This is a genomic window from Mucilaginibacter dorajii (genome assembly GCF_024808255.1).
Lineage (GTDB): Bacteria > Bacteroidota > Bacteroidia > Sphingobacteriales > Sphingobacteriaceae > Mucilaginibacter > Mucilaginibacter dorajii.
Genome location: NZ_JANTYS010000002.1, coordinates 111,745 through 123,797 on the forward strand (window position 1 = coordinate 111,745; position 12,053 = coordinate 123,797).

The following is a 12,053-nucleotide window of genomic DNA, read 5'->3' on the forward strand; positions in this document are numbered from 1 at the left end:
AAACTATTTTTAAAATTACATTTGGCTTACCTGTTTAATTTAGAACGATTATCATTAATAGTTAAATTTGTAACTATGGCTGAGCAATTAATTGAACTGAACGTGACCGGGATGCATTGTAACAATTGCGCCATGTCTATCCATAAACTCCTCGAAAAAAAGGGGTTAAAAAATATCCTTGTTGATTTTGCCGGCGAAGAGGTAAAATTCTCTGCCGACGACAACAGCAAACTTCCCGAAGTAATTAAAGGCATAGAAAATTTAGGATTTAAAGTAATCGATGATATCGCGACGCATAATCCGCCGTTTTATGACAAGGTAGAGAACAAATTTATCTTTTGCGCCGTATTTACCGCCCCACTTTTGCTGCACATGTTGCTACCCTGGCATTTTTTACATCAGCCCATAGTACAATTATTTTTGTGCCTGCCGGTATTTATTGTAGGCTGCCTGCATTTTGGCAAAAGCGCCTGGAGTTCGGTTAAAGGTGGTGTGCCCAACATGGATGTGTTGATCTTTATCGGCTCTACATCGGCATTTATATATAGCTTGGTGGGTACTATCCAAAATTTAGGCGAGCAATACCAGTTTTACGAAACCTGCGCTACCATTATTACGCTGGTATTGTTAGGTAACGTGTTTGAAAAACGTTCGGTTACCCAAACTACATCGGCAGTAAAAGACCTCATCAAATTTCAGCACGTTAATGCCAACCGAATTATCAACGGCAGCGTGGAAGTGATCAGCGCCAAAGAAGTTCGCCCGGGTGATACTTTGCTGGTTAACCAGGGAGATAAAATCCCTGTTGATGGCGAGATCCTGTCTGGCAGCGCCTCTGTTGATGAATCGATGCTTACCGGCGAAAGCTTACCTGTTGAAAAAGAGAAATACGATAAAGTAATTGGCGGCACCATCCTGGTAAACGGCAATATCCATATGCTGGCTACCAAGGTAGGCTCCAATACCATCCTGTCGCAAATTATCGACCTGATGAAAAAAGCGCAGGCAGCAAAACCCCCTGTGCAAAAATTGGGCGATAAAGTGGCTTCCATTTTTGTGCCCGCTGTTTTATTCATAGCGCTCATCACCTTTATACTTACTTATTTCGTGGGTGGTGCAGGCTTGCAGCGCTCGCTCATGAACGCTATTGCCGTTATGGTGATCTCCTGCCCCTGCGCTATGGGTTTGGCCACGCCTACCGCCATTATGGTTGGCCTGGGCAGGGCTGCTAAAAACGGCATCCTGATTAAAGGTGGCGATACTATTGAAGCCGTAGCCCACACCAAATATGTAGTATTTGATAAAACCGGCACCTTAACAACCGGCAAATTTGCCATTAACCAGATCAAAGCCGAAGCGGGCGCGGATCTTGAACAGATCAGGGGGATCATAACCGCTATTGAAGAACGCTCAAATCACCCTATAGCTAAATCACTGGTTGACGGCTTAAGCAAACTGCCTAAACAAAAGGTGATACTCAAAACCGTTAAAGAGGAAAAAGGCCTGGGCATGCGCGCCGAAGATGTAGATGGCAATCACTACTTTTTAGGCACCGCCAAGCAAAACACCAACGATCATTTCAATCTTTCGCTTTACAAAAACCAGGCATTACTGGCCCAGGTAGCTATCGACGATGAGGTTAAACCCGAAACAGCTTCGCTGATCATTCAGCTTAAAAAAATGGGAATTGTGCCGGTATTGTTAAGCGGCGATAAAAAAGACCGCTGCTTAAAAGTAGCCAGCATGATAGGCATCACCGAGGTACATTCCGAAAAACTGCCCGACGAAAAGCTTGCGGTTATAGACATTTACAAACAAAAAGGCAAAACCATTATGATAGGCGATGGCATTAACGATGCCCCTGCCCTTACCAAGGCCGATGTTGGTGTATCCATGAATGATGCCAGCCAGGTAGCCATCCAATCGGCCAGTGTGGTGCTGTTAAATACCGACCTGCATTCGGTGATCAAGTTTTTGCAGATCAGCAAACATACCCTCATCACCATAAAACAAAACCTCTTTTGGGCATTCGCTTACAACATTGTAGCCATCCCCATAGCCGCATTCGGCTTTTTAAACCCTATGGTGGGTGCCTTTGCCATGGCTTTTTCTGATGTGGTGGTAATTGGTAATTCATTGAGACTGAAGATTAAGAAAGTGAGCCCCCCGGCCCCCTAAAGGGGGAGTTTTGAGGTCAGCATTTAAATTCTTGTTCCCCCTTTAGGGGGTTAGGGGGCTTTACTATATTTGCACCATGATCGAGATTTTTACAGACGGTGCATCAAGTGGTAACCCGGGACCGGGTGGTTATGGGGTAATATTGCGGTCGGGCAAGCATTATAAAGAGCTGGCCGAGGGTTTCCGCAAAACCACCAATAACCGCATGGAGCTACTGGCCGTTATCAAAGGACTGGAAGCTATAAAAACCCCAAACCAGCAGGTGATGATCTTTTCCGACTCTAAATACGTGATCGATTCTATCGAGAAAAGATGGCTGAACGGCTGGGTGCAAAAAGGCTTCGCCGGTAAAAAAAACAAAGACCTGTGGCTACGCTACATTGAAGTAAGCAAGCTGCACCAGGTACGGTTTACCTGGGTACGCGGCCACAACGGCCACCCCGAAAACGAGCGCTGCGATCAGCTGGCCGTGGCAGCCGGCAAACAAACCCCACTACTAATTGATTCCGTTTTCGAAGTAGAACACGCAAAGTCTATTTAGTCATTTGCTGCGCGTCATTGGTCATTTCGCTACGCTGTCATTAGTCATTGGGTTTGCTTCTTTGTCTAACAGTCAAAAGTCCATCGTCCCAAAGTCTTTGCTCCTTAATCCAATAGTCCTACAATCCAAAAGTCCTTACTCCTTAATCCAACAATCCTTCATCCCTCCAATGTAAAAGCATTGTTATTAAATCCCTAACAGGCAAATAAACTCAACAAACGTCCCGCACGTTTAAACAAAAATTGTAGATTTACCGCAAATTCTTCAAAAAGCATGAATATTCACGAATATCAGGGCAAAGCGATATTAAAAAGCTTTGGCGTAAGAGTACAGGAAGGCATAGTTGCTGATACACCCGAAGAGGCTGTTGCAGCTGCCCAAAAATTGAAAGAAGACCTGGGATCGAGCTGGGTAGTGATCAAAGCGCAGATCCACGCTGGTGGTCGCGGTAAAGGCGGTGGCGTAAAGCTGGCCAAAAACCACGATCAGGTTAAAGAAATTGCAGGCAACATCATTGGCATGCAATTGGTTACCCCTCAAACCGGACCAGAAGGTAAAAAGGTTAAGAAAATTTTAGTAGCACAGGATGTTTACTACCCTGGCGAAAGCGAAACCAAAGAATTTTACATGAGCGTTTTGCTTGACAGGGCAAAAGGCCGCAACATTATCATGTACAGCACCGAAGGTGGTATGGACATTGAAGAAGTTGCACACTCAACCCCGGAATTGATCTTTAAAGAAGAAATTGACCCTAAAGTTGGTTTGCAAGGTTTCCAAACCCGTAAAATAGCTTTTAACTTAGGCTTATCGGGCGAGGCATTTAAAGATATGACCAAGTTCATCGCTGCTTTATACAAAGCTTACGATGCTACTGATTCATCTCAGTTTGAAATTAACCCGGTATTAAAAACATCTGATAACAAAATTTTAGCCGTTGATGCTAAAGTTAACTTAGATGATAACGCGCTATACCGTCACCCGGATTACGCTGCCATGCGCGATACCGATGAGGAAGACCCTACCGAGGTTGAAGCAAGCAAATCAAACCTTAACTATGTAAAACTTGACGGTAACGTAGGCTGTATGGTTAACGGTGCCGGTTTAGCTATGGCAACCATGGATATTATTAAAATTGCCGGTGGCGAGCCTGCCAACTTCCTTGATGTTGGTGGTACTGCCAATGCCGAAACTGTTAAAGCAGGTTTTAACATCATTCTGAGCGATCCTAACGTTAAAGCCATCCTGATCAACATCTTTGGTGGTATCGTTCGTTGCGACCGCGTTGCACAAGGTGTAATTGATGCGTACAAAGAAATTGGCAACATCCCGGTTCCAATCATTGTACGCTTACAAGGCACCAACGCTGCCGAAGCAAAAGCCCTGATTGATAACTCAGGTTTAAAAGTATTCTCGGCCATCCTGTTAAAAGAAGCCGCCGAAAGAGTAAAAGAAGTATTGGCTTTGTAATTAAAGCTGATTGACATATCAGAGGCGATGGGTGTAAAGCTCATCGCCTTTTTTTGTACGCTGAAACGCCGTCTGCGCTAAACTTAGACTGTTTTGAAAACTTCTAAATTTGATATTACCGACTACTTCATATCTGAAATTTTAGGGTTAACATAACTTAACATATTAAAAACACAATTAATTGATTATCAATATTTTATATTGTTTTTCTTAAAAAAGTGTTAACCCAAAAACCGGGCTAAATTAAGTGATTCTCCCGCATTACATCGCTCAAGACCTTGCGCTAAGGGAGGGTATCAAAATTACTTCGTTGTAACCGAGAACATCAGCCCAGCATTGTTTTGGCCGTTTTCGCCCGAAGCTGCTCTGCTGACCTAACCGAAAAGTTTTCGTGGAAAAAACACAGCACCTCCATTAACCTTAAATTCGACATTAGTCGCTTCCATAACACAGACAAAGGCAAAACACAATGTGCCAACGTTTGCTTTTGTCGCCTTTTTAGCCTATTTGCTCCCTGTTTTGTAGAGACGCAACATTTTGCGTCTTCCGCCAGACAAGCGGATTTGCAAATTCGCACATATCGCTACAAAACACAAGTAATGCATCTGCCACAAAAGCACCTCAAAACATTTTACCATCCTCCATCCATCAGCCCAAATAATTTGCTAATTTTATTTCGCTGCAAAGCCTTATCGATATTGCCATATGTCTGATACCATAACCTATCAATACAGCCAGCCATCAACCTTAAAAAAATCGACTTTAAGTGACGAGCTTTTTTTGGCCAAATACAGCGAGGTGCAAAAAAATAACGCCCCCTGCTTTTTCTGGGGCAGCCTTACCGACCCTTATACCGTTGCCCGCTGCCTGCTTACGCTTAGCAACGTGGTAAAATCCAGCTTTAGCCTGTCGCCGTTTGAGCTGGCTATGCTTAAAGATCCTATTGTAACGGCCGGTAACGAGAAGATCCGTTTTGAGGGTTTCTCTCATTGCGCCGGGGTGTATGCCCGGGTGGATGTTTTGGGCGATGGACACGACGGCGAGTTCCTGGAAAACGGAACCACCAATGTAGATTTTAACCAACCCATGCTGGCCGCCTTAAGCAACATCCGCAGGAGCGAAAAAGTGCTGCTTTCCATCGGCCAAAAAGAAGTAGCCCTGCACCGCGAGGGCGAAAAGGTGGTGGAGCGCAAAGTGCCCCTGCCTGTCAAATGGATCAAAGGGCTTACATCGGTACAAATATTTTTGGCCGAATCTGAAAAGGTGCATTCCTTTAACCGCCTGCAGGCCTTGCAGCTGTTTAAAAGCATCCCGCCGGGCAAACCCAAAACAGATTATTATTTAATAACCCGGGGCGGCAAACCTATGTTTTCACCGGTAAAAGCGGGCGATGCTATTACCGTTGGCGGCATCCATCGCCTAAAACTGATAGAACCCTTGCTGGCTATTGCCGATGAATTGCGGGTGTTTCCGCATGCTACCATGCAATCAACTACCTGGCAAATTTATATCGGGGCGGTACGGTTCAGCCTGTCTATCTCGCGCGATGCCTGGCGTGGCTTCTCGGGCGAGGGCGCGGCGTTGGAGTCGCTCATTGAGGATGTGCCCGATAACTGGGTGCAATCGCTGGATAATTACAGCTATGCCAACCAGGCCTTTAACCCTACCCTGCTGGCTGTTAACGAAGGTTTGGATCTGCAAAAGGTTGATAACATTACCGGCCGGCTATCGGCCATTGGCTTGTTAGGCTACGACCTGGACGAGAACAACTTTTTTTATCGCCGCCTGCCCTTTAAGCTTAACCGCATCATGAGCCTTAACCCGCGTTTAAAAGATGCCGAAAAGCTGTTACAGGAAGGCAAAGTGCAAATCATCAACCGGCAGGATGATAAGGTAGAAGCCCGTGTTGAAGGCAGCGGCGTGCACCATATGGTGATGTTAAACGGCGATAAAGAACAATGCACCTGTACCTGGTTCAGCAAAAACCAGGGCGAGCGGGGTATTTGCAAACATATTTTAGCGGTTAAAAAACTATTGGCCAACTGATATCCCCCATGAGCGTTACCGAAGATTTTACCCTGATATTAGAGAAGGAACGGGAAGCAAAACTCATCCCCCTTTTGCAATCGCTTAATAAGGCACAAAAAAAAGAACTGGTACCCGAATTAAAAAGGCTATATAAAACTTATTCGGAATACAAGCAGGACCGCCTGGGTAACTTCGGACGTAAGGGGAGTAAGGCGCAGATCCAAATATTGGTTGCCGCCAGTTTTGTATGCTGCAACCGTAAGGATTTTGAACAGCTTGCTCTGTTTATTGATAACAGGGAAACCTTTGATAAACATTTACCCTGGTACCGCCCCGATTGGTTTAGCGATCACGTAAACCATTTTGCCGGCAACGATTTTATGCCCCTTTATATCAATTACGATTGGTATATGACCATGGTTGAACAAGGCTACGTAACGCTTAGCCCCGCCACGATAGCAAAGCTGCTGCCCAATCATCTTTTTAGTATAAGAACCGTACTCAACCAAACTTACCTGCCGCAAAACCTGTTAACAAGGGAGGTTACCCTTGCCCAGCATATCTGGTACTTTTTTGATCATGAATCGTATATACATGGCGCCGATAAGCATTTTAACCTGCCCACCGTACCTGCCGAAGGCATCTGGACGCATGCCTTCAAAAAGCATAGTGACGAGGGAACCATCGACCGGCAACGGCTATTAAAAGAAACCTTACGGGCATCAAACAGCAATTTTAGCCAAACCTTATCGGGTTGGTTTATTGCTCTTTTTATGCACCTGGAGCCCTCAAAGGCCGAGCTGTTAAACCTGCAGGACCAGCTATTACAGGTGCTCAATTCGCCCCATAGCAAACCGGTAAATACGGTTGTAAAATACCTGAAAGATATCTGTGATGAAAAAGGTTTTAATGTGGATGCCTTTTTAGATCATGCCCCCCTGCTTTTGGCGTCCGAATCAAAAACAGCCATATCCACCACCTTAATGGCTATTGATAAATTAGCCAAAAAATACAAAGATAAAGCCGGTACGCTGATGGTTATTGCCTGCCAGGCCTTTATTCACCAGGATAATAACGTGCAGGTGAGGGTGGCTAAATTGCTGCAAAAATATGGCGATGTCACTGCTGACGAATTAAAAACAGCCGTATCGGCCTACCAGGATGCCCTGCTTTTTGACGCCCGCAATTTATTATCGGCATTTATTGAACAGCGGGAAGCCACGCAACCGGCAGTTGATGAGGCGACAGTACAGTCACAATCCCCAACGGGTTTAGTAGCTATAGCATACCCCCAAACGTTTGATGAGCTGGTGTATTTAGCAAGCCAGGCCTTTGATCAAAACGAAACATATCATTTCGATTTACTGCCTGCCGCCCTGCTGCGCTTTCAAACCGAAATGACCACCGAAAACATTGGCAAACTGATCCCCGCCTTTCAACGGGCCTGCAAAATTATCTCAAGCGATTTTACAAGCACCATGGGCCACCTGGATAATATGCTGGCTACCTTTTTTACAGATTATGGTCGGTTGCTGGTTGAGGTTTATCCCGATAGAACGGCAGCGTTGAAATTGCTTCGCGAATCGTTTAAGGAAGCGTTTGATAAAAAGGAACTTTGGGGCAAGTACCTGAGTCGGCTGGATAATATCAAAAGCTGGAACAGAACATTAGCCTACAAAACGCTTAGACACGTACTGCTGGCTGCCTTTTTTATGCTGGAGCGCAAGCTGCAACTCCCCCTGTTATCTACCCCAACACATCAACCTTGCTGGGTATCGCCGCTTGCTTTGGTACAAAGGTTGATTGAATACCAGTCGGCCAAGGTGCTTCCTGCCGATGTAGATTTCCAGGTGGCCGTATCCCGCTGCTCAGGCGAAGATCACCAGGAGGCCCTGATCCTGGCCAACGAAAAACTATCGGGCGAATACCGGCAGCTCATCAGCTTTTTGTTAGGCGGTGAATATTACCCGCGCCAAACCCTCAAATTTAAAGAGGTATGGCTGGTAGCAGCCCTTACCCGCAATAGCCCGGCACCGCTTAACCCGCAATGGTTTGCTTACAGCAGCCTGCCCGAAGAGCACCTTACCGGCAATTTCAGGTGGACATCGGTAGTAGAACCCTTTACCTATAAAAAATGGGACTACACCACCCGCAAAAACGTAGATACCGCGGCCAAACGGAGCAAACTCATCATTGAATTTGGCGATAAGCAAGCCAAACCATCCCTTATTAAAAGTCTGTTTACCAAACTAATGCCGGCAAAAACAGCCGTACCGCAATCGGTTTATGATTGGACTACGCTGCCATACCGCTATATTGGGGTCGAGGATAATGATGTAAAGCGCCTCCTGTTTTTAAACCCCAACCACCCCGAAGTATGGTTGGCCAGGATCATGGGCGCGGCGCTCCAAAGTCCGGATTTTGAAAGCGAAGCCGAAAAACGACTGATCATCAACACCCTCGAAGCCCTGTTAACCCTCAACAAACCGCACGGCCCAATGGCGCACCTGCTCATCGCCTCGGCCATGATCAGCAGTGACAAAACCGTGCGCGCCTACGCCGCCGAGCTCTGGATCAGCGGCATAAGCCACAACACCATCAACAGCCAACAGATCGGCGAAATTATCGGCATTCACCAAAACATCGAACTAACGCCCTTTAAGCGCTTTACCGACCTAATATTATCCAACCTGTTCCAGGTATCCCAAACCCACAACCAGGCCCTGCAAACGCTGCTCAACGCCTGCCTGGGCAAGCTTGGTGATAAACCGGCCAACGGACTAAAAAAACTCCTCGAAATTTATACCGAAGTGCTGGCTGCCTATAAACCGGTGGTTATTCCCGCTGAGGTGTTGGTTAAGTTTGACGTTTGGGAAAAGGTGGATTCGATGGGGAAGATTGTGGGGAAGGTTAGGTTGGTGGGTGGGGTGAGGTAGGCGGTTGAGTGTATCTATTTTTGAACTTATTCTTACTTCTCTCGCACAACATTTTTAAATAAATTAGTTAAATTTGTTAATCAAGCTATCAGGTATGGAACGGATTGTATTAGAAGTTGATGATCAAACAGCAAAAGCATGGCGTAATACCTCAGCCAAATTGCGAAATCAGATCAGCAAAAACCTCGAAAATATTTTAAGCGATTCATTGAATAAAACCCAGAAAGAAAATTTCGAACTGCTTTTGCAGGATGCTCGTAAAGAAGCAAGCAAAAACGGATTAACCGAAGAAGTGCTGGCACAATTGCTAAATGACGAAAACTAAGCACTTTGTACTGGATGCCAATACACTGATTAGTGCATTCCTGCTCGCCAAAACATCTATAGCAGCCAGGGCCTTTTACAAAGCCTCTGCCGAAGGAACTATAGTGCTCTCTGATGAAACATATGCTGAATTTAGCGATGTTTTCGTCAGACCTAAATTCGACAAATATGTTCCGTTCGAGACACGACTTGCCATTATCGAAGATTTAAAATCAACAGTAAAATTTATTCCCATAACCGTAGAGATAAAAGCCTGTCGCGACGTTAAGGATAATAAATATTTAGAATTAGCCGTATCATCAGTTGCCGACTACATCATTACAGGCGATAAAGACTTATTGGTTTTACACCCCTTTCAAAATATCTCAATTTTAACAGCTGGTGACTTTCTGGAAAAGGGTTGAGATTTGTGATTAAAAAACGTTTATTCTTAATTCCTGACGCTAACATCTTGACTCTCTTCACAAGGGCGTGCCCCTTTGGGTCGGGCTATGCGTTCATACGCCTGCAGGCATTACGCTCATGGGCCGGTATCCACTTCTATCCCTCACGCAGGTGGGTGGGTGGAGTTGGATTTGTGGGATTATGGGATTTGCTTTTGTTGGTAGAAAGGGGAGATAAACAAGAAATATTTTCTTACCCCGATGTCGGTTATCAAGAATACATTTAACTTTAATAGTGAAAAAATCCACTCGGTATTCAAAATTAAACTTGTTCAAAATCTTTTCAAGAAACTTCGAATATGTAGATACTCACAACGGAGAGGTTAGGTTTGTACCAACTGTACGAGATATCTATTTGTGTCCAATCTGTTTTGAAGGATTTAAAGAGCAAGACTTGGAAGCAACGTCAAAGACATACTTAACTTTAGAACACGTTCCACCTGATTCCCTCGGCGGAAAAGGAGCGTTATTGACTTGCAGTAAGTGTAATTCAGAAAGCGGCAAATTATTAGATAAGCAATTGTTAACTTATCTGGAAGGGCTCGATTTTGCGGATTTTCTTCCCAACACCAAACAAAACCGGCCAATGACATTCAATGGAAATAAGATTAATGCTAGAATTAGAGTCGATGGTAATGGAACAGTAAATCTGCATCTCGATCCTACCCGCTCTAACCCCGTCATATTTCAAAATGTCATAAAAGAATTCAAAAAAGCTGAAGATAGTCTACATGAGTATGTTATTTCTGGAAGCATGCCGTTGCCCGAAACGGACTCACGACTAGTAGAAATTGCATTACTTCGAATTGGTTATCTTGCAATTTTCTCAACCTTTGGATACTGTTCATTACTCAACCAAGGAATGTATTACGTTAAAGAACAAATATCTAAGCCTACTGAAAAAATAATAGAGCATCCTTATAGTATTGTACTACCAAGTTTTGAACCTGGAATTTACATCCTTAAAACACCTAAAGAACTCAACTGTTTTGTAGTAATATTCGATCTAAAGACTAAAAGTACAAGCCGACGTTTTTCAGTAATGCTTCCCGGGCCATCTGCACCCGGCGTAAAAATTTACTCTAATTTCAAAACTTTATTTGGGGAAATATCAAATAGCAACATACCGTTTGAATTAGAGCATCTGCCAGTAAAAAAATATGTTAGTGATATTAAGTTAGCATTTGGATATCATTTTTTTTGGCAAAAATTTAGTACTTCGAAATCTAACAATGAAAATGATGAAAGAATTCTTTGAAAATCACAGTACCCCCTTTGGCGCAAGTCTTGTGTGAAGGGTAGAGCGAGGATGACTTGTGATTATTTTGGTCACAAACATTATCGCATAGCAACTTTCTTAATCTCCGTTTCCGGCTTTTTATGCCGAAAAATCTCTTGCTTAATCCTGAAGAAGGCGTAAAGCAGCAGGGCTAAACCCAGGATCCAAAACAAGGCATAAAAATTTCTTAACTTCTCCATTAAAACAAATATCGGGTAATAAATCAATATCGGTTACAACGAAGTAAAGTCGATACCTAAATAGTTCGTTCTGTAGGGCTACGGGATTGCCGCGCTGCGCTCGCAATGACATAGTTATAAACGGAGGTTGTCCCCAACTTGTTTCGGGGCCTCACAGGACAGGTAACCCACATGATGTATACTTAGCGAGTGGGATGCTGAAACAAGTTCAGCATGACATTGGGGTTAGAGACATGATTTCACGAAAGCTTTTCGGTTTCCCGTCAGCAGAGCAGCTTCGGGCGAAAACGGCCAAAACGATGCGGGGCTGTGTGGCGGCAGGGCATAGGATGTTTTTGCGGCAGGGGAAATGAGGCTGAGGGCAAAATAATTCCAGCCCAGGTTTTGGCCGTTTTGCAGGGCAAAGGCCTTGGGCGCAAAGAAGCATTTCTGCTGACTTGAATTTTTTGGTCCTTTTTGTTTCAAGACAGAAAGGACTTGGCCCACCCGCGGCCAAGAGCGGGCCGATGTTGTCGGTTACAACAAAGTAATGTAGTTATCCAAACAATCGTAAAGCCCAGTTCTATTACCCTCCGGTTTATTTCTATTCTTTTTATTCACACTCATTAGGAATATTTAATATTATTCTTTAATCTTATATTGTGCCACCTAATTAAC

At 44.4% G+C, this 12,053-nt stretch carries 9 protein-coding genes; 8 read left to right on the forward strand and 1 reads right to left on the reverse strand.

The genetic code is table 11. From position 1 onward, the window contains the following. The first annotated feature begins 75 nt into the window (after positions 1 to 75). From FHS10_RS02510 to FHS10_RS02545, 8 genes are all read left to right on the forward strand, one after another. Positions 76 to 2,178 carry a heavy metal translocating P-type ATPase gene (locus FHS10_RS02510; protein ID WP_259087346.1) on the forward strand — a complete coding sequence of 701 codons (2,103 nt, stop codon included), beginning with the start codon at positions 76 to 78 and terminating at the stop codon, positions 2,176 to 2,178. 76 nt (positions 2,179 to 2,254) lie between these two features. Beyond that, entirely contained in the window at positions 2,255 to 2,719 is a 465-nt protein-coding gene (gene rnhA, locus FHS10_RS02515) for a ribonuclease HI (RefSeq protein WP_259087353.1), read from the forward strand. A 273-nt stretch (positions 2,720 to 2,992) separates the two neighbouring features. Continuing rightward, positions 2,993 to 4,186: an ADP-forming succinate--CoA ligase subunit beta gene (gene sucC, locus FHS10_RS02520; RefSeq protein WP_259087356.1), complete on the forward strand. Its 1,194-nt coding sequence runs from the start codon at positions 2,993 to 2,995 to the stop codon at positions 4,184 to 4,186. A 705-nt stretch (positions 4,187 to 4,891) separates the two neighbouring features. Beyond that, entirely contained in the window at positions 4,892 to 6,232 is a 1,341-nt protein-coding gene (locus tag FHS10_RS02525) for an SWIM zinc finger family protein (protein ID WP_259087357.1), read from the forward strand. Between the two features lie 8 nt (positions 6,233 to 6,240). Then, positions 6,241 to 9,150, forward strand: a complete 2,910-nt coding sequence (locus tag FHS10_RS02530) for a DUF6493 family protein (RefSeq protein ID WP_259087358.1) — start codon at positions 6,241 to 6,243, stop codon at positions 9,148 to 9,150. 94 nt (positions 9,151 to 9,244) lie between these two features. After that, positions 9,245 to 9,475 (forward strand): hypothetical protein, encoded by a 231-nt coding sequence (locus tag FHS10_RS02535; RefSeq protein WP_259087359.1) that lies wholly within the window; start codon positions 9,245 to 9,247, stop codon positions 9,473 to 9,475. Next, complete coding sequence (locus FHS10_RS02540) at positions 9,462 to 9,878, forward strand: putative toxin-antitoxin system toxin component, PIN family (RefSeq protein ID WP_259087361.1); 417 nt, start codon at positions 9,462 to 9,464, stop codon at positions 9,876 to 9,878. Before FHS10_RS02535 ends, FHS10_RS02540 begins: the two co-directional genes overlap by 14 nt. 274 nt (positions 9,879 to 10,152) lie before the next feature. After that, entirely contained in the window at positions 10,153 to 11,175 is a 1,023-nt protein-coding gene (locus FHS10_RS02545; protein ID WP_259087363.1) for an HNH endonuclease, read from the forward strand. Between the two features lie 446 nt (positions 11,176 to 11,621). Here the strand turns inward: FHS10_RS02545 and FHS10_RS02550 are convergent, their stop codons facing one another. After that, positions 11,622 to 11,861, reverse strand: coding sequence for a hypothetical protein (locus FHS10_RS02550; RefSeq protein WP_259087364.1), 240 nt, complete (start codon positions 11,859 to 11,861; stop codon positions 11,622 to 11,624). Positions 11,862 to 12,053: the final 192 nt, after the last annotated feature.